The sequence below is a fragment of the Bradyrhizobium sp. USDA 4473 genome (assembly GCF_054063335.1).
The window spans coordinates 4,047,806-4,067,951 of sequence record NZ_JBSSGE010000001.1 but is presented as its reverse complement, the minus strand read 5'-3'; the positions used below and the strand labels follow the sequence as shown (position 1 = coordinate 4,067,951).

The following is a 20,146-nucleotide window of genomic DNA, read 5'->3' as shown; positions in this document are numbered from 1 at the left end:
CAAAAAGCGAATGGGGCCCTCCGTGACAGGAGAGCCCCATCAGCGGGCCTGGATCAAGCCGCGAGACGCTGGCGCTTCGGCGCCGTCTTCACATGCGTGGTGTAGAGCGTCAGCCCGGTGAAGGCGAGGCCGCCGGCGAGGTTGCCGAGCACGGTCGGGATCTCGTTCCAGATCAGGTAGTCCATGATCGAGAACTTGGCATGCAGCATCAGTCCCGACGGGAACAGGAACATGTTCACCACCGAATGCTCGAACACCATGTAGAAGAACACCAGGATCGGCATCCACATCGCGATGACCTTGCCGGGCACTGTGGTCGAGATCATGGCGCCGACCACGCCCGTGGAGACCATCCAGTTGCAGAGCATGCCGCGGATAAACAGCGTCGCCATGCCCGCCGCGCCGTGCGCCGCGTAGCCCAGCGTTCGCGCCTCACCGACATTGCCGATGGTCATGCCGACCTTGTCGGGCTCCTGCGTGAAGCCGAAGGTGGTCACGAACGCCATCATGAACGCCACCGTGAGCGCGCCGGCGAAATTGCCGATGAAGACGAGGCCCCAGTTGCGCAGCACGCCGCCGAGCGTGACGCCGGGGCGCTTGTCGAGCAGCGCGAGCGGCGAGAGCACGAACACGCCGGTCAGGAGATCGAAGCCCAGCAAATAGAGCATCACGAAGCCGACCGGAAACAGCAACGCGCCGACCAGCGGCTGCCCGGTGTTGACGTTGATCGTCACGGCGAACCAGGCGGCCAGCGCGAGGATCGCACCGGCCATGTAGGCGCGGATCACGGTGTCGCGCGTCGACATGAAGATCTTGGATTCACCGGCGTCCACCATCTTGGTGACGAATTCGGACGGTGCGAGATAGGCCATTCGTAAAGTCCCCTTGCGCAATTCGGCCGCGCCGGTTGCCTGCCGGAAGCGACGCGGGTGGGTTGAAATGCTCGTCCGTCCGGGGAGATGGGGCTTGAACGATTGCTCGCGGCGCCCGGGCCGGGCGCCTTGGTCCCCTCGCCGCGGCCAGCGCTGGCTTCGGCAATCCGGAGAACGGCAGTCGTCGTTGACTGCTAGAACCAAAAGCAATGGATATGCCAACCGCAGGGAGCGCCGGCCGGTCATAAAACTTACGTTAATCCAATGACTTAGATAGACCGAACGGGAACCGGCCGGCGCAATGGCGCAGAATTATGCAGCATGCCCAGATGTCGCCCAAGCCGAATGCGCCACTCTCTCCCCGTCATCCTGAGGAGCGCCAACGGGTCCGCGCAAAGCGCGGCCCGATGACAGGCTCCGCGCGTCTCGAAGGATGCACGGCCCGGCTGGTGGCCGTCGATCCTTCGAGGCTCGCTGCGCTCGCACCTCAGAGGGTGTGATTTTTTTGGGGTTTCAGCGAGCATTATAGCCGAAAGCCGGCGCGGTGTGATTCTCTGGCGATGATGGATTCGCGGGAGGTGATGTTGGCTGCCGATGAGTTGTTTGGGGACCTGCCGGAGCAGGCGAAGCCATCAGTCGAAGCGGGCTTGCCCGGCGCTCCGCGGCTGCGTGAGCCCCAGCGCGACCAGATTGCGCTGCGAGCGGTTGATATTGAGAGCCTGATCGGGGAAGACCATCCGGTGCGGCTGATCTGGTCTTATGTCGAAGAGCTTGATCTGAGTGAGTTGGAGGACCGGATCAAGGCTCGCGGCGATCGTCCCGGTCACCCCGCGACCTCGCCCCGGCTTTTGCTGGCGCTGTGGCTCTATGCCGCCAGCGAAGGCGTTGGCAGCGCGCGGGCGTTGGAGCGGCTGTGCGAGAGCCACGATGCCTATCGCTGGCTGTGCGGCGGGGTGTCGGTGAACTATCACCTGCTGGCGGACTTCCGGGTCGGCAACGCCGATCTGCTTGACCGACTGCTCAGTGAGCATCTGGCAGCGTTGGCAAAGGCCGGTCTCGTCGATCTGGAGACCTTGGCGCAGGATGGCATGCGGGTCCGGGCCAGCGCCGGGGCGGCCTCGTTCCGGCGCGAGGCGACGCTGGATAAGCATTTGGCGCAGGCTGAGGCCGTGGTGGAAGACCTCAAGCGCGAGGTCGACACACGCTCGGACGCCAGCAATAAGCGTGCCCGGGCAGCCAAGGAGCGGGCCGCGCGGGAACGCAGCGCGCGGGTGAAGGCGGCGCAGACGGCGCTCGCCGAGATCAAGCAGCAGCGCAAGGAGCGCGAAGAAAGTCGCGGCAACGGCAAGACGCCGAAGGAGCCGCGGGCCTCCACGACGGACGCCTATGCACGGGTCATGAAGATGGCGAACGGCGGCTTCCGCCCCGCCTACAACGTGCAGGTGACGAGCGTGGCCGGCGAGCAGATCGTCGTCGACACCAGAATTTGCAACATCGGATCCGATCGCGGCCTGATGCGTCCCATGCTGGAGCGGCAGCGTGCGCGGCCCGGAGGGTTGCCCAAGGACCATCTCGTCGATGGCGGCTTTGGCAGTGCCGAGGACATCGAATGGGCCTATGCCGAGGGCATCGATATCTTTTGTCCGCCCACTCAATCCAAGCACGGTACCGATCCCTATCTACCGCGGCGCGGCGACGGTCCGGGGGTGTTGGCCTGGCGTGCGCGAATGGCGAGCAAAGAGGGCAAGGCCCGATACAGGTCCCGGTCGATCTGCGAGTGCATCCATGCCCGCTGGCGCAATTGGGACCTGCGGCAATTGACCGTGCGCGGCATCGAAAAGGTCCGTGCCGTCGTGCTCTGGTACGCCCTCGTCAACAACATCCTGCAAGGCAACCGCCTCTCCAGAGCCTAAACAACGGGTCATCGCCGAACTCGAACTCAAACCTGCCAATTGCTGCGACGAACAGCCGCCAAAAACTCCGCAGGAGCCGAATCCGTCACAAGCTCTCAGGATGACGGGGAGGGAGGTCAGGCAGGGTCGATACGCGCCGGCCTACTTCACCTCGGTGCGAACCGGCGTGTCCTTCAGGCCGTTGTTGTCGTAGGCCCTGCGCAGCGTGCCGTTGGCGATCGCTTCCGTCATGAATTTGCTGACGAACGCCGCCGCGAGCGGATGGTCGAGCGGGACGGCGACCGCGGTGACGGTCTGCTTGAAGGTCTCGTCGAGAACGCAGGAGCCCGGAATCTTCTTCGCCATCGCAAGGAGCTGATCGCGCGACAGCGCGAAGGCGTCCACCTCGCCATTCTCCAACAGATGGAAGATCTCGTCATAGGTCTGATAGCCCGTGACCTTGGCATGTTTGAGATGGGCGATCGCGCCGCGCATCGTCGTGGTGTTGTTGACGGCAGCGACCTTGACGCCGTCCTGGTCGAGGCTTGCAAAATTGGTGATCTTCGAGCCCGGCCTGACGATGTAGGTGGCGTCGGCGACCTCGTAGATCGGCCCGAACGTCATCCTGGTTTCGCGCTCGGGATCCCTCGGCAGGAAGGTGACGTCCCAAGTGTTCTTCGCCGCGGCGTCGGTGATTTGGCCGGAGTTCTGGTGCACGACATATTCGACGGGAACGCCGAGCTGCGCCGCCATCTCGCGGCCGAGATCGACGGGAACGCCGGCATAGCCGTTGTCGGTTTTGGTCGACCAGAAGGCGCCGCCCGCCGGACTGATCGCGATCGCGACCCGGAGCTTGCCGGTCGGTGCGATCTGATCCTTCAGGGCGTCGGCATTTGCGGATGTGGCCATCACAATCACTCCCAGAACGAGACCGGCCAGACGCAGCAGTCGAGACAACATCGGACGTCCTCCACGCCGGTCTTGCCGTCCGGCCGGCGCGCACCAAACCGCACGGCGCCGCCCTGTGCAAGCGCCGGTCTCGCAACGGAGCTATCCGTATCGGCCTATTTGACCCGGATCGTGATCTTCTCGGAGACGACCGGCGGGTTGAAGGGATAATGCTTGGCATCACCCAGCACCAGCTGGAGCGTGTGCTTGCCGGGCGCGAGATCGAGCTGCGTCTCGGTCTGGCCCGCGCCGAAGTGCTGATGCGACTTGTCCGACGGGATCGGCTCGTTCGGATTGAGCGGCTCATCGACATCGATCAGCAGATGGTGATGGCCGCTGTTCGGATAGTCGTCGCCGGCATGGGTGACACCCATGTTGTGCAGCCCGAAGCGGCACACGAACGAGCCCTTGAGAACAGCGCCGTTGCGCGGCCAGATGAAGTACAGTTTGGCGTCCTTGCCCGCCGGCTTGTTTTGCGCGACGGCGGGAGCAGCGAGCAACGCCAGTGCCGCAGCGAGCATGATCAGGCCTGCACGTCTCATAGCCCCTCCATGAAGCCCGGCGATCGCGGATGACCGCTCAGGGCGACAGCGCAACCCGGAAACCGTGGGTCGGGTAGCGCACATTGGTGTCGTAATTGTCGCGATTGGCCGGGCGCACATAGCGCGCGTCATTCTTCCAGGAGCCGGAGCGGATGACATGGGAGCCGCAATCGCCGCCGGTCCAGACCGCGCCGTCGTCCGGCGCGCCCTGGTAATTCCTGTGCCAGCAATCCTCGACCCATTGATCGACCCCGCCGCCCATGTCGTAGAGACCGAACGGATTCGGCTTGAAGCTGCCGACCTTGACCGGCTGTTCGGCGGCAGCATCACCGCCGCAATCCTTGCAGCCGGCATGGCCCGGCTGCATCTGGTCGCCCCACCAGTATTTCGACTGGGTTCCGCCGCGCGCCGCGTACTCCCATTCGGCTTCGCTCGGAAGCCGATACGGCTTCTTGGTTCGCTCGGCGAGCCAGGCGACATATTGCTTCGCATCGCTCCAGCTCACATTGGTGACCGGAACATCGTCCTTGCCGCCGGCCGTGACGCCGCAAGCCTTGGCCGCCGCGCAGGCATTCCACTCCCGCACGGTGACCGGATATTTGCCCATCGCGAACGGCTTCACCGCCACCTTGCGGATCGGCCGCTCCGACGGGTCGTCATTGCTGCCCATCGAGAAGCTGCCGCCCTTGAGCGACACCATCTCGGGTTCCGGCAACTCTGGGGTGGGGCTCGCGGATGGCGCAGGTTGCGGCGAGGCCTGCTGCACCGGTGCTGCCGGAACCGGGCTTGAACTCTGGCTCGGTGCCGGTGCCGGCTGCTGCACGGCAGGCGATGCCGCCGATGACGGCGGCGCCTTCGCCAGGTCGACCAGCTTGCTGCGCGGTTGCGCGAGCAGGTACCACAGCGCGCCGCCGGCGATGATCGCGATCGCCAGCCCGAGCAGCGTCAGCAGGATGGACTCGCGGCGCCGCCGTGTCCTCTGGTAGGCGGCGGCGTCCGGCAGCACGCGGTAGACCCGGATCGGATCGGTGATGTTCTTCACCTTCTTGTCGCCGAGCGATTCGTAGCCGCAGACCATCTTGTGCTTGATCTGCTCGTAGATGCCGCCGGAGATGAAGACGTCGCCTGGCGCGGCGATCCCTTCCAGCCGCGAGGCCACGTTGACGCCGTCGCCATAGATATCGTCGGACTCGATGATAATGTCGCCGAGGTTGACGCCGATCCGGTACTCGATCCACTGATCCCGCGCGATCGCCGCGTTGCGGCCGATCATGTTCTGCTGGATCACGATGCTGCACCGGACCGCCTCGACCGGGCTGTCGAACATCGCGATGAAGCCGTCGCCGGTGGTCTTGATCAGCTTGCCATGGTGCTCGGCAATGGTGGGCTCGATCAGATCGCGCTCGGTCCGCTTGACGCGGGTGTGGGTGCCCTCTTCATCGAGTTGCATCAGCCGGCTGTAGCCGGCGATGTCGCCGACGACGATCGCGGCGAGCCGCCGCGGCACGGCATCGCGGGGAGGCTGTGGACGGCCTGACTTGAAGTCGCGAATCTCTCCCATGGCGCTCCGGCTGCTCCACACATGCGTGCTCGCGGCGCAACCGGCGCCTTGTGCCCGAGGCACGGCCAAACCTACCACATCTGCGGTTCGGGACAAAGTTCGTGAAGCGTGACCAGGTCACGGATTGCCGTGCCTCCGCGGCCGGGCAGGCGCGGATCGTCTCGGCGGTAACCGCCGCAAAACGCCCGGTATCAGCCCCCTGGCGTGGCGGGCGTGCGGATCTCGCGCGGCAGGATGATCGCAGCCGCAATCGCCAGCAGGCACAGCGCGGCGAAGGCTCGCAGCATCATCGAAAAGCCGCCCTGGTCGTAGAGCCAGGCCACCAGGCCGACCGACGCGCCCGCCGCTGTGAAGCCGACGAAATAGCGCACCGCATAGGCGCGCGAGCGCCATTCCTCGGTCGTGTACTTGCCGACCATCGCGTCGTTCACCGTCACCTGGCCGAACGCGCCCATCACGATGCCGATCGAAACCACGATCAGCGGCAGGTTGGACAGGCTCGCGGCGAGATAGAGGAACGGTGCCAGCATGAACGACAGCGGCAGCGCCACCGTCTTCAGCGAATGCCGGTCGAGCAGCTTGCCGATCGTGTACTGCGTCATCGCGCCGAACACATAGACCCCGGCCGCGATCACCCCGAGCAGCGCCGGGCTCTTGGTCAGGTCCGCGAGCCGTTCGGCGAACAGCTTTGGCAGCGCCACCGTCACCGCGTTGAACGTGGTCGAGATCGCGATCACCACGATCAAGAGCGACAGCACCACCCGCCACATGTCCTCCTTGGCGACGCGCACCTGCGCGGCCGCCTGCCTGGAGCCCTTGCGATCCTCATGCACCACCGTCATCGCAAAGGCGATGCCGATCAGCACGGTGACCGTGCCCGGCACGATGAAGGCCCAGCGCCAGCCGAGATACTGGCCGATCACGCCGGTGACCAGCGCCGACGAGGCAACCCCGAGATTGCCCCAGACGCCGTTGATCCCCATCTGGGCGCCGAGCTTCTCGGCATAGGACACGATCATCGCGGTGCCGACCGGATGGTAGATCGAGGCGAAGATGCCGATCGAAAGCAACGCGGCGCCGAGTTGCAGCGGCGCCTGCACGAAGCCGACCGAGATCATCGACAGGCCGATGCCGACGAAGAAGATCACCATCATGTGGCGGCGGCTCCAGCGATCGCCGAGCCAGCCGGTAATGAGCGAGCCGGCGCCGAAGGCGACGAAGCCGGGCGTCGCGTAGGGCAGCAGTTCCGAATAGGCCATGCCGAGCGCCGGTCCCATGATGATGACGGCGGCGGCGAAAATCAGCATCGCGTAGTGGTCGATGAAATGGCCGGCGTTGACGAAGCTGATCACCCGGCTCGGACTGTTGCTCGGGCTATTCCTTGGGCTATTCCCTGGACCACTCATGGACACGTCTCTCACGCGATTCTTCAATTGCTCGGAAATAGGTTATAGGTGCTTGTCCTGACGGGATGTCGCCAATGACTATCGCCGAACCGCCAATCAGAGCCCTCCACGACGACCGGCGCGTCACCGGTGATGGCGTCCACATGGTCGCGCGCAACTACCGCAAGGGCGTCCGGCTCGATCCGCACATGCATCGCGAGGCGCAGCTGGTCTATGCCGCCTCCGGCACCATGCAGGTGACCACGCCTAAGGGCCGCTGGCTGGTACCGCCGGACCGCGCGGTGTGGGTCCCTGCCCTGCTGCCGCACGCAATCGACGTGCTCGCCGACATCGAGATGCGGACGCTGTATTTCGACCAGGCCTGGCTCGCGCGCGAGCGGCGCAGCGACAGTCTCGGCCATGAATTCGTGGTGCGGGTGTCGCCGCTGGTGCACCAGGCGATCCTCGCGCTGTTCGATACATCCTGCGGACGCGAGCGCACCGAGCTGTTGATCAGGCTGGTGATGCTGGAGCTGCACCAGGCCGAGGATTCCGCAACCTTCATCCCGCTGCCGCAGGAGCCGCGCTGCCGCCGCGCCGCCGACATCGTGCTGGCCGATCCGACGGGGGATCACGAGATCGATGCGCTGGCACGCGCCGTCGGCACCTCGGCGCGGACGTTGTCGCGGCTGTTCTCGCTGGAGACGCAACTGTCCTTCAAGAGCTGGTGCCAGCGCGCGCGCATCGCGGCCGCGATCGAACGGCTATCGACCGACGCCAATGTCTCGGTCAAGCAGGTCGCCTCCGACCTCGGTTATGCCAGCGTGCCGGCATTTTCCCATGCATTCCGCCAGGTCACCGGCAAGACGCCGACCGCATTCGCGGAGAAATCGTGCGAGAAAGCGTGAACCGAAGTTGTCACCGGGCGCAGCGATGACGAATTATACCGCTGTCGCGCTGCGACATATTTCCGTACGATCCATGCGCTTGATTGCAGTCTTCCCGACCTTAAATCCCGTGTAAGGTCCGGCTTCACTGAATACGACCTGCTGGATGCGACCCGCAAATGGCCAATGCCTTCTTCTCCGACCTGCTCTCGACCATCTCCGAACGCGGCCGCGTCCTGCTCGGCCGCGCCAGCCCGGCCAATGACAAGCAGGATGCGTCCGAGCTGCTGGAATTGTGCGAGGCGCTGCTGTCCGGCCGCGGCGAAGCCTCCGGCACCGCGATGGCACGCGAAGTGCTCGACCGCTACCACCATCTCGATGCCGCCGGCCGGCTGTCATTCTTCCAGACGCTGGCGCGCGATTTCGGACCCGATCACGCCCGGCTGGCGCAGGCGATCGACGCCTGGCGCGCCAACGCCAATGGCGACGATGCCAGCGACCTCCATTTCGCCTCCGAGCCGCGCCGTCAGGAACTGATCCGTCGGCTCAACCGCGCGCCCGGCGGCACCGGCGATCTGGTGTCGATCCGCTCGGATCTGCTTTCACTGATGAAGGGCAACAAGGACCTCGCCGCGCTCGATCGCGACGTCGTGCATCTGCTCTCGTCCTGGTTCAACAGGGGATTTCTCGTGCTGCGCAGGATAGACTGGTCGTCGCCGGCCAATATTCTGGAGAAGATCATCCGCTACGAGGCCGTGCATGAGATTCGCGATTGGGACGATCTGCGCCGCCGCATCGATCCGGTGGATCGCCGCTGCTACGCGTTCTTCCATCCGGCGCTGGCCGACGAGCCGCTGATCTTCGTCGAGGTCGCATTGACCGAAGCCATTCCGGGCGCGATCGCGCCGCTGCTTGCCGAAGAGCGCGAGCCGGTGCCGGTCGAGAAGGCCCGCACTGCGGTGTTCTACTCGATCTCCAACACCCAGCGTGGGCTCGGCGGCATCTCGTTCGGCAGCTTCCTGATCAAGCAGGTGGTTGAAGAGCTGCGGCGCGAATTGCCCAAGCTCGAAAATTTCGTCACGCTGTCGCCGGTGCCGGGCTTCATGCAGTGGGTCAAGCAGGCCGACGACGTGCCGCTCACCGACGAGGATCGCCAGTTGCTGGAGAGCCTCGGCAAGCCGGACTGGTTCGAGAACGCCGAGCTCGCCGCGCAGCTGCGCGGGGTGCTGGAGCCGCTCGCCGCCTACTACTTCCTGAAGGCGCGCACGCCGAAGGGCCGGCAGATCGATTCGGTCGCCCGCTTCCATCTCGGCAATGGCGCGCGGCTGGAGCGGATCAATTGGCTCGGCGATCTCTCGCCCAAAGGACTGCGCGAATCCGCCGGCGTGATGGTCAACTACCTCTACCGTCTCGACGACATCGAGAAGAACCACGAGGCCTACGCCAACAACGGCGAGGTGATCGCCTCGAGCGCGGTGAAGAAGCTGTTGAAGGGCGATGGCCGGCGGCTGCTGGACAGGCGGCTGGGGTAAGACGCTCCCTTCCCGTCATTGCAACGACGACTGGGAGCTTTCCAACCCCGTCATCCTGAGGAGCGGCCTCTTGGCCGCGTCTCGAAGGATGCACGGCCCGGCCGGTGGCCGTCGATCCTTCGAGACGCCGCTTCGCGGCTCCTCAGGATGACGGGCAGTGTTCGGCGCCTTGGCTTCGGATTGATGTCCTACTTCATGCCGAGCTCGATATTCTCGAAGCGTTGTGGGAATTCCGATTGTAGCGGTTCTAATGAGTGACCGGCATCACGCAGTCGCGGATCGCGGCCGCAGCCCGGCCGGCAGATGCGCGTCGATCCAGGCCGTGATCGTACGCTCGTTGCGATGGTAGAGCAGGCCTGCGGCGATCACGGCAATTCCGATCAGCGACAGCGAGAACGGGAACCACAGCGAGTCCTTGAACACGACGTCGGCGAGATGGCCGAGATAGAGACAGATGCCGAACGCGCCGAACACCGCATAGGCACGCCGCATCAGGATCACGGCGATCATGACGAGACCGACATTGAGCAGGCAATAGACCGCCTTGCTGAGTTCGGTCGAGCCTTCGGAGGCGCTGATGCCGCCCCAGAACGCCATCAGGCCGAACAGATGCAGCCAGAACGCAAAGTCGCCGTTGCGGCTGCGATAGTCGACGATCCACGCCACCGCGAGCACGGCAAGACCGAACCAGACCGACACCCGGCGCCGCATTTCGAAATCGGCATAGGCGGTGCCGCTGAACCACGGCGCCAGATCCATCGACATGAACCACAGCGCAACCGAGATGATCGCGACGATGAAAGCGAAGCGATAGGAGCGCAGCGCAACGATGCCGGCGGCGACGGTGGCGGTCTCCATGAAGATCCAGCTGCCCTTCACCCAGACGTAGAAGTCCTGCACGGTTCCGGGCTTGCCGAACTTGCCCCACCAGCCGAGTTCGTCCTGAATGCCATACACCGCGAGCGGCGCCATCGAGACCGCGATCGCGATCAGCAGGCCGCCGGGAACCCGCAGATTCCTGTCGTGCCAGAGGTGGTGCCCTGCCACGGCGAAACCGACCGCGTAGGCGATCGCGCAGGCCGTGAGCGCCCGGCCGCCCATCTGGGTGAAGGCCAACGTCGAGAACAGGCCCATGGCGCCGATCACGATCAGCGCACCGGCGTACCAGAGCACGTGGGCGGCATCGAATTTGGCGGCCGGGCTGGCCTCGCTGGCCGAGCTGCTGCACGCCAGGAAGGCCAGCAGGCGGTCCAAGTCGGCGGCGCTGATCACCCCGGCATCGGCGGGCGTCCCGGAGATCCTTGGCTGAGTATGGCATGCGGCTATCCTTGCGGCCGGTTTCTGCGCCCTCCCCGGATGATCCGGAAGGCGCCTTCCCAAATGAGTATACGTAAATATGAGCAACGTTCAATAATTAATTGAGCGACGCTCAAAATTTTTGGCGAGCGGGACATGTTCCGGGACCCGCCGCCGCCGGGTGCCCGGGCCGCCCGCGCCAACCGGATCAGCATGAATGGCCGCTATCGCCTCGACGACATTGGGAGAGATGCACGACGAGCGTCTCGACAATGCCGGCATGATCATCGCGCGTGCGGTGAACAAGATGTGCGAGAGCGAAGACGGTCGATGCTCGACCTGCGACCGGGGTCAACGCGAACGTGCTTCGCTGGCCCCCACATGTCCGAAGCTTGTCTCGAACATTGCGCTTTGCTGCTGGCGACAACGATCAGATTGACTGATCTCAACGCAGCCGACGACGTGCGCAGAATTCACGACAGCAATCGCAAGCCTCGAAGTCGATTCCTGACACCGCGCTGACATCGCAAGCACGCGCGACGCGAAACAGTTTCACAATCCGACATTCATCGAGCTTGCGACAATTTCACGATACATCGACAGCGCTTTTCGTATGCTCGCCTGCGGGGTTGGTCGTGTAACCGCAGGGGACTTCATCATGAAAAAAATTCTGCTCGGCATTGCCGGCCTCGCAGCAATCGGCACGCCGGCCTTTGCAGCCGATCTCGCTCCGCGCACCTATATGCCGACCAAGGCGCCAGCGCTGGTCTCGCCCGCCTACGATTGGAGCGGCTTCTACATCGGCCTCAACGGCGGCGGTGGATGGGACAGGAATTGCTGGAACAACACGGCTCTGTTCGGCACGCCGGTGAGCCCAAGCGTCGGCGAAGGTTGCGCGAGCAATTCGGGCGGCACGGTCGGCGGTCAGATCGGCTATCGCTGGCAGGCTGCATCGTGGGTGTACGGCGTCGAAGCGCAGGGCAACTGGGCCGACATCTCCGGATCGAGCCAGAGCCTGCTGTTTCCCAACATCACCAACCAGACCAAGACCGATGCATTCGGCTTGTTCACCGGTCAGATCGGCTATGCCTGGAACAACGCGCTGCTCTATGTGAAGGGCGGCGCTGCCGTCACCGACAACCAATATTCCGGCTGGTCGAACGCAACCGGCATCGAACTCGGCACGGCCAATGACACGCGCTGGGGCGGCGCCATCGGCGTCGGCTTCGAATACGGCTTCGCACCGAACTGGTCGCTGGCGCTCGAATACGATCATCTCTTCATGGGGACCGGCAATGTCGCCTTCACCGGCGTCGCTCCCGCCAATCTCGGCGTCAATACGCGCAACGAGGACATCAGCCAGGACATCGACCTCGTCACTGCGCGCATCAACTACCGCTTCGGCGCGCCCGGCATCGGGTACTAGCGCGTGAATCCGCAACCGAGATTGCAAGAGACACTGCACGGGAGACGACAAGGAATGCTGAAACTGAAAATGCTGCGCCAAGCGATCCTCGTGGTTGCCGTGGCCTCGATCGCAATGCTTGCCGCCAACGCGGCCTCGGCGCGCGGCTTCCATGGCGGCGGAGGCTTCCATGGCGGCTTCTATCGCGGCGGATTTTATCGCGGCTATGGCTGGGGCTTCGGTCCCGGCTTCTACGGACCCGGCTATTACGGCTATCCGTATTACGGCTATCCCTACGATGGCGGCGGCTGCTACCTCGTCCGGCGCCGCGTGCACACGCGTTACGGCTGGCGCATCCGCACCTTGCGGGTCTGCGACTGACGCGGTCGGCTCAGCGAGGATCGCAAACCTCGCTTGGTGAACAAAGGGAGCGTCGTCGCAGTGACCGCGCTCCCTACTCCGCCAGCGCCTTCATCTCCTTGTAGAGATCCGACTTCCCCTCGAAGCCGATGCCGGGAAGCTCGGGCATCGTGATGTGGCCATTCTCGACGCGCACGCCATCCGGGAAGCCGCCATAGGGCTGGAACAGATCGGGATAGCTCTCATTGCCGCCGAGGCCGAGGCCGGCTGCGATGTTGAGCGACATCTGGTGGCCGCCATGCGGGATGCAGCGGCTCGGCGACCAGCCGTGGGTCTTCAGCACCGCGAGCGTGCGCTGATACTCGCAGAGCCCGTAGGACAGCGCGCAATCGAATTGCAGCCAGTCGCGATCCGGCCGCATGCCGCCGTAGCGGATCAAATTGCGCGCGTCCTGATGGCTGAACAGGTTCTCGCCGGTCGCCATCGGGCCGGGATAGAATTCGGCGAGCGCGGCCTGCAACGCGTAGTCCAAGGGATCGCCGGCCTCCTCGTACCAGAACAGCGGATACTCCCGCAGCATCTTGGCGTAGGCGATCGCGGTCTCCAGATCGAAGCGGCCATTGGCGTCGACGGCGAGCTGCGCGGCGCTGCCGATCTCCTTCAGCACCGCCTCGATGCGCGCACGATCCTCGGCGAGCGGCGCGCCGCCGATCTTCATCTTGACGACATTGTAGCCGCGGTCGAGATAACCGCGCATCTCCTTGCGCAAGCTCCCGAGGTCCTTGCCCGGATAGTAGTAGCCGCCGGCGGCGTAGACGAACACGCGCGGATCGGCGCTGACGCCATGGCGCTCGGCGAGCAATCGGAACAGCGGCTTGCCGGCGATCTTCGCGACTGCGTCCCACACCGCCATGTCGATGGTGCCGACCGCGACCGAGCGCTCGCCATGGCCGCCCGGCTTCTCGTTCGACATCAGCGTCGACCAGATCTTGTCCGGATCGAGATTGTCGCCCGTAGCGTCAAGCAGCGATGTCGGATCGGCTTCCTTGAGGCGCGGCGCAAAGCGCTCGCGGATCAGACCGCCCTGCCCGTAACGGCCGTTGGAATTGAAGCCGTAGCCGACCACGCGCCTGCCGTCGCGCACCACATCGGTGACCACGGCAACCAGGCTCGAGGTCATCTTGGTGAAGTCGATATAGGCGTTGCGGATCGGCGAGGAGATCGGCTTTGTCACCTCGCGGACGTCGACGATACGGACGGACATGCTTGTGCTCTCAAAGTTAGGCTTGCCGCCTCATCGTCATTGCGAGGAGCGAAGCGACGAAGCAATCCATATTTCAACTTGCGGCGCGATGGATTGCTTCGCTTCGCTCGCAATAACGCGGAGGAAGCGCCTCAGGACTTCGCCTTATCCCTAAAATACGGCTCGACCGGGCCGTGCACCTTGATCGTCAGCGGATTGCCGTAACGGTCCTTGGCATTGCCGGCGGTGACCCGCACCCAGCCTTCGCTGATGCAGTACTCCTCGACATTGGTCTTCTCGGCGCCCTTGAAGCGGATGCCGACGTCGCGCGCGAGGATCTCCGCGTTGTAATACGGGCTGTTCGGGTCGACCGAGAGGCGGTCGGGGAATTGGTCGTTGGTGTTGTCGTCGCTCATAGCAGCGCCTCGATGTCCTTCTTCAATCCTTCGGGCCGGGCGGTCGGCGCATGCCGCGCCACGACCTTGCCGGCGCGATCGACCAGGAACTTGGTGAAGTTCCATTTGATCGCCGGCCCGAGCAGGCCCGACTTCTCACGTTTCAGGTGTTCGTACAATGGATGCGCAGCACTGCCATTGACGTCGATCTTGGCGAACATCGGAAACGTCACCGCGTAATTGGTCTCGCAGAAGGTGGCGATCTGCTTCGCATCGCCCGGCTCCTGCGCGCCGAACTGGTTGCAGGGGAAGCCGAGCACGGCAAAGCCGCGCGGCGACAATCCGGCGTACAGTTCCTGGAGGCCCTTGTATTGCGGCGTGAACCCGCAGGCGCTTGCCGTGTTGACGATCAGCAGCACCTGCCCCTCGAATCGCCGCAGCGGCATGTCCTCGCCGGCGAGCGACTTTGCGGTGAAATCGTAGACTGTCGTCACGTTAGGCCACCGGATCAATGGCGGCGGACGGCGTGCCGCCGGCCTCGACCGCCTCGCCCGCGGCAAGGCAGAGGTCCTCGCGGTAGCGGGCGGCGACCAGCTGCACGCCGACCGGAATCCGTCCCACCAAGCCCGTGGAGACGACAAGCCCCGGCAGTCCCATGAAGGGGATCGCGATCTGCGGCAGCTGCGCGTGCCACACCCGCGCGAATGACGCCTCGTCCTTGCGGTCGAGATGATCGGGGAACGGCAGCTCGCCGGAGACCGGCATCAGCAGCACCGGGTATTTGTCGAGGAAGGTAAACCATTCGCGGGTCAGCGTGGCGCGGCGGGTCAGCGCCTGCGACAGGTCGAACGGATGCACCCGGGCGCGCACGCCGCGCAGGCAGGCCAGCGCGCCGGGATCGCCCTCGCGCTCGGCGAAGGCGAGCTGGGCCTCAAAGCCGTCACCGAGCCAGAGCCGGGTCTGGATCTCGGCCGCCTCGCGTAGCGATGGTGTGTCGGCGATCTCCTCGACGATCCAGCCGGCATCGCGCAGGCGCTTGCCGGCATCGGCCACCGCGGCGACCACTTCCGGCACCGGGTTGAGCCCGTCGGGATTGAGACACATCGCAACCCGCTTCTCGCGCGCTGGTCCTTCGAGCGGCACCGGCGCATACCAGGGGTCGCGATAATCCGGCGCCGACATCGCCGCCAGCGAGATGCGCAGGTCGTTGACGGTGCGCGCCAGCGGGCCCGACACCGCGCTGATCTGCGGACCGATCGGACGCTCCGGCAATGCCGCGTTAAAGGCCGGGATACGGCCCAGGCTCGGCCGCAGGCCGTGCACGCCGCAGGCATAGGCCGGATAGCGGATCGAGCCGGCGATGTCGGTGCCGTGCGCGATGTGGCCGATGCCGGCCGCGACCGCGGAGCCCGCGCCGCCCGACGAGCCGCCCGGGGTGATGCCGGGATCGCGCGGGTTCTTGGTGTCGCCGTGAATGAGGTTGGTGGTGAACCAGCGATAGGACACCGCCGGACAATTGGTGCGGCCGAGCAGCACCGCGCCGGCCTTGCGCAGATTGGCGACCACGGGGTTGTCGACCTTGGCGATCAGGTCGCGCTGCGCCTTCAGCCCGTTGGTGGTGGCAAAACCCTCCTGGTCGACATTGACCTTGATGGTGACGGGAACGCCGGCAAGCGGCCCGACCGCCTCGCCGCGCGCAATGGCCGCATCGATCTTGGCCGCCTGCGCCAGCACGTCGTCCGGCCGGTGATCGACCACCGCGTTGAGCTTCGGATTGACCGCGTCGAGCCGGGCCAGCCCGGCCTCGGCGGCTTCCTTCGCCGAGACCTTCTTCGATTTGATGAGGGAGGCGAGCTCGGCCGCCGACAGACGCCAAATATCCTGCATGAGACACTCCGTATGACGCAGGCGTTTTAGCCCCACACGAAGAGCAAGGCCAGCGGGCCGCCGCCTGATGTTTCAGCGGACATGTGCGATGTAATAGGCAAGGTCGCCGATCTGCTCCTTGCTCACCGTCTGCATCACGTCGGCCATGGTGGCGTCGTAGCCGTGGCGGCTGTTGTCCTTGTATTCGGCCAGCGTCTTGGCGAGGTAGTCCTCGCGCTGGTTGGCGATGCGGGGGACGTTGTCCTTGCCGGAAAAATCGGTGTTGTGGCAGCTGTTGCAGCGGTTCTGCTGCGCCAGCGCCTGGCCGCGCGCGATTCTAGCGGGATCGCCGGCATCCGCGGGGGGCGTCGGTTTCGGCAGCGTGGCGATGAAATCGGAGAAGGCGCGCAAATCGTCGTCGGTCATCGGCTTCGCCATCTCGTTCATCGGGTCGAACACCCTGAGCTTCTCGCGAAACATGAAGAGCTGGATCAGCGCATAGGGCGCCTGCTGGCCGCCGAGCGAGGGCGTGTTCTCGGTCTCCGACGTGCCGTGCTCGCCATGGCAGGCAAAGCACGCCGCAGCGCGCTCCTGGATGGTCTCGGCGCCGACAGGAAACGCGATTGAGGCCAATGCCAGCGCTACGGTGATGGTTTTGTACATTGGCTGCTCCCGGCATATTCCGTCATTGCGAGGAGCGAAGCGACGAAGCAATCCATCTCTCCGCACGTGGAAAAATGGATTGCTTCGCTTCGCTCGCAATGACGATGACGACTTTCAATTACTGGTTAGCGACCTTCGGCTTGCCGTAGCTGACGCGATAGACCGCGCCGTTCCAGTCGTCGGAGACCAAAAGCGAGCCGTCCTTCAGCAGCATCACGTCGACCGGGCGGCCGACATATTTGTTGTCCTCGAGGAAGCCGGTCAGGAACGGCTCGACCGACTTCACGGTGCCGTCCTTGTTCAGCCTGACGACGACGACGTCGCCGCCCTGCTTCTGCGACTTGTTCCAGGAGCCGTGGCGCGCGACGAAGATCACGTTCTTGTAGGCCTTCGGGAACATGCTCCCGGTATAGAAGCGCATGCCGAGCGAAGCGGTATGCGGGCCCATCAGGCCGACCGGCGCGGTATAGTCCTTGCAGGACTTACCCCAGCCGAGCTCCTGGTCGATGATGTTGCCCTGCCAGCAATACGGCGCGCCGAAATCCTCGCCCGCCTTGGTGACGCGGTTGAGCTCGTCTTCCGGCACCGTCTCCGACAGCCAGTCGCGGCCGTTATCGGTGAAGTACATCTGCTTGGTCTCGGGATTCCAGTCGAAGCCGACCGAGTTGCGCACGCCGAGCGCGTAGATCTCGGCGCCGGAGCCGTCGAGATTCATGCGGCGGATCTGGCCGTGATCGGCATCATGCAGCACGTTGTTGCCGGGCTGGCCGACCGGGACATAGAGCTTGTTGTCGGGGCCGACGGCGATGAACTTCCAGCCATGCGCCTCGTCCTTCGGCAGCTTGTCGTAGATCACGGTCGGCTTCGGCGGGTTGTCCAGATTGTCCTCGATCTTGTCGATCTTGGAGACCTTCGAGAGTTCGGCGATGTAGAGCGTGCCGTCCTTGAAGGCGACGCCGTTCGGGCGATAGAGGCCGGAGGCGATCACCTTGACCGAGCGTTTGCCGTCCTTGTTGACGATCGCATAGACCTTGTCGACGAGCCGGCTGCCGACGAACACCGTGCCCTTGTCGCCGAGCGCCAGCGAGCGCGCATTGGCCATCCCTGCGGCATAGACCTCGACATTGAAACCGGCCGGCACCTTGAGCTTGGCGAGCGGCAGCTTGTCGGGCGCGGCCGGCAGCGGCGGCGGCGCCACCGGCGCAAGCTTGGCGGCGGCCTCATTGTCCGGACGGCCGATCATGGGCGAGCCCGGCGGCAGCGGCTGCGCGGCAGGCGCGGCACCGGCGGCGGGCGCGGCCGCGGGCTGTTGCGCCGCAGCAGAGAGCGTGAACGCCCCCAGCATGGCCCCCGCCAGCATCAGGCTGCGTGGTGCGAACGAGCGTTTTTTCATGATGATCTCCCCTGGGTGGAAGCCGTTGTTGATTGCGCCATTAATGTGGACCGGCGCGGTTCGGCTTTCCGTTCATAGTCTTGCGAATTTGTCCGGACAATTGCAATCGGAAACATCACTGACATCGGCCAACGCATGGTTGTAGGCGGCGGCCGGGTCAGCGTGCGTCAGTGCCTCGTCATCGAGCGGTCCGGGCGATCCAGCATCGCCTCGGTGAAGGGAAACTCCAGCACGATCTCGCCCTCGTCGTCGGTCACCTCGATGACCGCGCTGAGCAGCGCACCATCGGCCCCCTCGGTCTTGAGCAGCTCGCGAATCATCGCCCGCGCCATCTCCCACGCACGATCAGGATCCCGCAGGATCTCGCCGTCGGGATCGGAAATCAGCTCGTCGCCGATACGGGTATTGAAGAAATAGCGTGGCATCGGCTGAACTCGGCTCGGTTAGTCGCTTCCCGTCGCGGGGAAGCACAATTTAGTCACCAGGACCTTGGGAGGACCGCGGGCCCCTGTTTCTTAATCCAACATCACCATTCACCGTGTGGCGAACAACAGGAAAAAGGTCTGATGGCACCGGGTTTTGACGGGAACGGCGCGCACAAATTTGTGAGTGGGCCGGAATTGCCTTCCGCAGTGCAGCATGCCGCTCCGCAGGGCTCCTTGCGAAAAATTTAAGTGGCGAACTTTTCGAACCGCAGTAGTTTACCCGTTAGGGCGGAAAGTTCGTCCGGTTGCAACAAGGAGAGCCAAATGGCCTGGAAAGCACCGAAGATCGTCGAAGTGTCGGTCGGCATGGAAATCAACATGTATATGTGCGCCACCCGCAAGTAAGCGGCAGCGCCCACTACACGTTTAGCGTTTTAGCGCAGGTGGACATCCGGGCGTAACGCGCTCCCGAACAAGGGAGTGTGTTTCAAAACCGGGGTCCACCTCGTAACGTTTCTGGGTTCGAGAAAAACTCTCCAGGGGACGGATCATGCTTCGTGTCGTCGTCCTGGGTGCCGCGGCGGGTGGCGGCGTTCCGCAGTGGAACTGCGGCTGTGCCGTGTGCAGGACGGCGCGAAGCGACCATCCGGAATTGCAAAGCACGCAAGCCTCGATCGCCGTCAGCGGCGACGGTACGCACTGGTTTCTGGTCAACGCCTCCCCCGATCTGCGCCAGCAATTCACCGCGACGCCGCAACTGCATCCCAAGCCCGGCGCGCTGCGCCACAGCCCGATCGCCGGCGTCATCCTCACCAATGGCGAGATCGATGCGGTCGCCGGGCTGCTGTCGATGCGCGAGGGCTCGCCATTTGCGATCTACGCCCATGAGCGGGTGCTGGCGATCTTGCGCTCCAACAGCATCTTCAACGTGCTGAGCGACAAGAACGTCGCCCGCCTGCCGATCGCGGTCGACCAGGCCTTCGAGCCCACTTTGCCCGACGGATCGCCGTCCGGACTCGAGGTGCTGCCGTTCGAGGTTCCCGGCAAGGGCGCCTGGTATCTCGAGGGCAAGGCGCACCCAGCCGGCGCCGACGGCGTCGGCGATACGCTCGGTCTGCGTATTGCGGACAAGCGCAGCGGCAAATACTTCTACTTCCTGGCCGCCTGCGCCCGGGTGACCGACGACCTGAAAGAACGGCTCAAGGGCGCGCCCCTGGTGTTCTTCGACGGCACGGTGTGGCGCGACGACGAGCTGATCGCGGGGGGGCTTGGCAACAAGACCGGCCAGGGCATGGGACATATCGCGATGTCCGGCGATCAGGGCGCGATCTCAAGCCTCGCCGGGCTCGACATCGGACGAAAAGTGTTTTTGCATATCAACAACTCCAACCCGGTACTGCTTGGGACCTCGGCCGAACGCAAGGCGGCCGAACAGGCGGGCTGGCAGATTCCCTCCGACGGAACGGAGATCGTGCTGTGAA

20 protein-coding genes and 1 pseudogene are annotated in these 20,146 nt (G+C 64.6%); 8 read left to right on the top strand and 13 right to left on the bottom strand.

Features of this window, described 5'->3' with window-relative positions; translation table 11 throughout:
* Positions 1–53 precede the first annotated feature (53 nt).
* Entirely contained in the window at positions 54–872 is an 819-nt protein-coding gene (locus tag ACVW17_RS18840) for a formate/nitrite transporter family protein (RefSeq protein ID WP_050403146.1), read from the bottom strand.
* A 581-nt stretch (positions 873–1,453) separates the two neighbouring features.
* On the opposite strand from ACVW17_RS18840, the gene ACVW17_RS18835 reads away from it, so the two are divergent.
* Positions 1,454–2,785, top strand: a complete 1,332-nt coding sequence (locus tag ACVW17_RS18835) for an IS1182 family transposase (protein ID WP_456756347.1) — start codon at positions 1,454–1,456, stop codon at positions 2,783–2,785.
* Positions 2,786–2,926: 141 nt separating this feature from the next.
* On the opposite strand, the gene ACVW17_RS18830 is transcribed toward ACVW17_RS18835, so the two are convergent.
* From ACVW17_RS18830 to ACVW17_RS18815, 4 genes are all read right to left on the bottom strand, one after another.
* The gene (locus ACVW17_RS18830) at positions 2,927–3,673 is read right to left on the bottom strand and encodes a transporter substrate-binding domain-containing protein (protein WP_456753260.1); all 747 of its coding nucleotides are present in this window, start codon (positions 3,671–3,673) and stop codon (positions 2,927–2,929) included.
* 155 nt (positions 3,674–3,828) lie between these two features.
* On the bottom strand, positions 3,829–4,254 hold the full coding sequence (locus tag ACVW17_RS18825) for a DUF4399 domain-containing protein (RefSeq protein WP_456753259.1): 426 nt from the start codon (positions 4,252–4,254) through the stop codon (positions 3,829–3,831).
* A gap of 37 nt (positions 4,255–4,291) precedes the next feature.
* Positions 4,292–5,815: an SUMF1/EgtB/PvdO family nonheme iron enzyme gene (locus tag ACVW17_RS18820; protein WP_456753258.1), complete on the bottom strand. Its 1,524-nt coding sequence runs from the start codon at positions 5,813–5,815 to the stop codon at positions 4,292–4,294.
* A gap of 191 nt (positions 5,816–6,006) precedes the next feature.
* Positions 6,007–7,221: an MFS transporter gene (locus tag ACVW17_RS18815; RefSeq protein WP_456753257.1), complete on the bottom strand. Its 1,215-nt coding sequence runs from the start codon at positions 7,219–7,221 to the stop codon at positions 6,007–6,009.
* Positions 7,222–7,295: 74 nt separating this feature from the next.
* Here ACVW17_RS18815 and ACVW17_RS18810 point away from each other — a divergent pair, with 74 nt between their 5' ends.
* Together ACVW17_RS18810 and ACVW17_RS18805 are read left to right on the top strand one after the other, a co-directional pair.
* Positions 7,296–8,108, top strand: a complete 813-nt coding sequence (locus tag ACVW17_RS18810) for an AraC family transcriptional regulator (protein WP_456753256.1) — start codon at positions 7,296–7,298, stop codon at positions 8,106–8,108.
* A 158-nt stretch (positions 8,109–8,266) separates the two neighbouring features.
* Positions 8,267–9,619, top strand: coding sequence for a malonyl-CoA decarboxylase (locus ACVW17_RS18805; protein WP_456753255.1), 1,353 nt, complete (start codon positions 8,267–8,269; stop codon positions 9,617–9,619).
* Between the two features lie 264 nt (positions 9,620–9,883).
* On the opposite strand, the pseudogene ACVW17_RS18800 reads toward ACVW17_RS18805, so the two are convergent.
* Positions 9,884–10,937 (bottom strand): annotated as a pseudogene (locus ACVW17_RS18800) (hypothetical protein).
* Between the two features lie 195 nt (positions 10,938–11,132).
* Between ACVW17_RS18800 and ACVW17_RS18795 the strand changes: the two are divergent.
* The 3 genes from ACVW17_RS18795 to ACVW17_RS18785 all read left to right on the top strand — a co-directional run bounded on the left by ACVW17_RS18795 (position 11,133) and on the right by ACVW17_RS18785 (position 12,701).
* The gene (locus ACVW17_RS18795; protein WP_456753253.1) at positions 11,133–11,354 is read left to right on the top strand and encodes a hypothetical protein; all 222 of its coding nucleotides are present in this window, start codon (positions 11,133–11,135) and stop codon (positions 11,352–11,354) included.
* A 219-nt stretch (positions 11,355–11,573) separates the two neighbouring features.
* A complete protein-coding gene (locus ACVW17_RS18790; RefSeq protein ID WP_456753252.1) occupies positions 11,574–12,341 on the top strand; it encodes an outer membrane protein in 768 nt (255 codons plus the stop codon).
* Positions 12,342–12,395: 54 nt separating this feature from the next.
* The gene (locus ACVW17_RS18785; RefSeq protein ID WP_456753251.1) at positions 12,396–12,701 is read left to right on the top strand and encodes a hypothetical protein; all 306 of its coding nucleotides are present in this window, start codon (positions 12,396–12,398) and stop codon (positions 12,699–12,701) included.
* A gap of 73 nt (positions 12,702–12,774) precedes the next feature.
* Here the strand turns inward: ACVW17_RS18785 and ACVW17_RS18780 are convergent, their stop codons facing one another.
* From ACVW17_RS18780 to ACVW17_RS18750, 7 genes are all read right to left on the bottom strand, one after another.
* Positions 12,775–13,944: a mandelate racemase/muconate lactonizing enzyme family protein gene (locus ACVW17_RS18780; RefSeq protein ID WP_456753250.1), complete on the bottom strand. Its 1,170-nt coding sequence runs from the start codon at positions 13,942–13,944 to the stop codon at positions 12,775–12,777.
* Between the two features lie 131 nt (positions 13,945–14,075).
* Complete coding sequence (locus ACVW17_RS18775) at positions 14,076–14,339, bottom strand: DUF3297 family protein (RefSeq protein ID WP_456753249.1); 264 nt, start codon at positions 14,337–14,339, stop codon at positions 14,076–14,078.
* Positions 14,336–14,812, bottom strand: a complete 477-nt coding sequence (locus tag ACVW17_RS18770) for a glutathione peroxidase (protein ID WP_456753248.1) — start codon at positions 14,810–14,812, stop codon at positions 14,336–14,338. The genes ACVW17_RS18775 and ACVW17_RS18770 overlap by 4 nt, the downstream gene beginning before the upstream one ends.
* Position 14,813: 1 nt before the next feature.
* Positions 14,814–16,205: an amidase family protein gene (locus tag ACVW17_RS18765; RefSeq protein ID WP_456753247.1), complete on the bottom strand. Its 1,392-nt coding sequence runs from the start codon at positions 16,203–16,205 to the stop codon at positions 14,814–14,816.
* Between the two features lie 72 nt (positions 16,206–16,277).
* Entirely contained in the window at positions 16,278–16,847 is a 570-nt protein-coding gene (locus ACVW17_RS18760) for a c-type cytochrome (protein WP_456753246.1), read from the bottom strand.
* 118 nt (positions 16,848–16,965) lie between these two features.
* On the bottom strand, positions 16,966–18,240 hold the full coding sequence (locus ACVW17_RS18755; RefSeq protein WP_456753245.1) for a PQQ-dependent sugar dehydrogenase: 1,275 nt from the start codon (positions 18,238–18,240) through the stop codon (positions 16,966–16,968).
* Between the two features lie 167 nt (positions 18,241–18,407).
* A complete protein-coding gene (locus ACVW17_RS18750; protein WP_212021861.1) occupies positions 18,408–18,665 on the bottom strand; it encodes a DUF6894 family protein in 258 nt (85 codons plus the stop codon).
* A 324-nt stretch (positions 18,666–18,989) separates the two neighbouring features.
* Between ACVW17_RS18750 and pqqA the strand changes: the two genes are divergently transcribed.
* Positions 18,990–19,070, top strand: coding sequence for a pyrroloquinoline quinone precursor peptide PqqA (gene pqqA / locus ACVW17_RS18745; RefSeq protein ID WP_035635412.1), 81 nt, complete (start codon positions 18,990–18,992; stop codon positions 19,068–19,070).
* Positions 19,071–19,215: 145 nt separating this feature from the next.
* On the top strand, positions 19,216–20,145 hold the full coding sequence (gene pqqB / locus ACVW17_RS18740) for a pyrroloquinoline quinone biosynthesis protein PqqB (protein WP_456753244.1): 930 nt from the start codon (positions 19,216–19,218) through the stop codon (positions 20,143–20,145).
* Position 20,146: the final 1 nt, after the last annotated feature.

Excerpts from the sequence above, each read along its gene's own strand:
- ACVW17_RS18790 (WP_456753252.1), top strand. The coding sequence starts at position 11,574 with ATGAAAAAAATTCTGCTCGGCATTGCCGGCCTCGCAGCAATCGGCACG.
- pqqB (WP_456753244.1), top strand. The coding sequence starts at position 19,216 with ATGCTTCGTGTCGTCGTCCTGGGTGCCGCGGCGGGTGGCGGCGTTCCG.
- ACVW17_RS18825 (WP_456753259.1), bottom strand. The coding sequence starts at position 4,254 with ATGAGACGTGCAGGCCTGATCATGCTCGCTGCGGCACTGGCGTTGCTC.
- ACVW17_RS18835 (WP_456756347.1), top strand. The coding sequence starts at position 1,454 with ATGTTGGCTGCCGATGAGTTGTTTGGGGACCTGCCGGAGCAGGCGAAG.
- ACVW17_RS18795 (WP_456753253.1), top strand. The coding sequence starts at position 11,133 with ATGGCCGCTATCGCCTCGACGACATTGGGAGAGATGCACGACGAGCGT.
- ACVW17_RS18760 (WP_456753246.1), bottom strand. The coding sequence starts at position 16,847 with ATGTACAAAACCATCACCGTAGCGCTGGCATTGGCCTCAATCGCGTTT.
- ACVW17_RS18805 (WP_456753255.1), top strand. The coding sequence starts at position 8,267 with ATGGCCAATGCCTTCTTCTCCGACCTGCTCTCGACCATCTCCGAACGC.
- ACVW17_RS18830 (WP_456753260.1), bottom strand. The coding sequence starts at position 3,673 with ATGGCCACATCCGCAAATGCCGACGCCCTGAAGGATCAGATCGCACCG.
- ACVW17_RS18755 (WP_456753245.1), bottom strand. The coding sequence starts at position 18,240 with ATGAAAAAACGCTCGTTCGCACCACGCAGCCTGATGCTGGCGGGGGCC.
- ACVW17_RS18840 (WP_050403146.1), bottom strand. The coding sequence starts at position 872 with ATGGCCTATCTCGCACCGTCCGAATTCGTCACCAAGATGGTGGACGCC.
- ACVW17_RS18785 (WP_456753251.1), top strand. The coding sequence starts at position 12,396 with ATGCTGAAACTGAAAATGCTGCGCCAAGCGATCCTCGTGGTTGCCGTG.
- ACVW17_RS18810 (WP_456753256.1), top strand. The coding sequence starts at position 7,296 with ATGACTATCGCCGAACCGCCAATCAGAGCCCTCCACGACGACCGGCGC.
- ACVW17_RS18765 (WP_456753247.1), bottom strand. The coding sequence starts at position 16,205 with ATGCAGGATATTTGGCGTCTGTCGGCGGCCGAGCTCGCCTCCCTCATC.
- ACVW17_RS18815 (WP_456753257.1), bottom strand. The coding sequence starts at position 7,221 with ATGAGTGGTCCAGGGAATAGCCCAAGGAATAGCCCGAGCAACAGTCCG.
- ACVW17_RS18750 (WP_212021861.1), bottom strand. The coding sequence starts at position 18,665 with ATGCCACGCTATTTCTTCAATACCCGTATCGGCGACGAGCTGATTTCC.
- ACVW17_RS18780 (WP_456753250.1), bottom strand. The coding sequence starts at position 13,944 with ATGTCCGTCCGTATCGTCGACGTCCGCGAGGTGACAAAGCCGATCTCC.
- ACVW17_RS18775 (WP_456753249.1), bottom strand. The coding sequence starts at position 14,339 with ATGAGCGACGACAACACCAACGACCAATTCCCCGACCGCCTCTCGGTC.
- pqqA (WP_035635412.1), top strand. The coding sequence starts at position 18,990 with ATGGCCTGGAAAGCACCGAAGATCGTCGAAGTGTCGGTCGGCATGGAA.
- ACVW17_RS18820 (WP_456753258.1), bottom strand. The coding sequence starts at position 5,815 with ATGGGAGAGATTCGCGACTTCAAGTCAGGCCGTCCACAGCCTCCCCGC.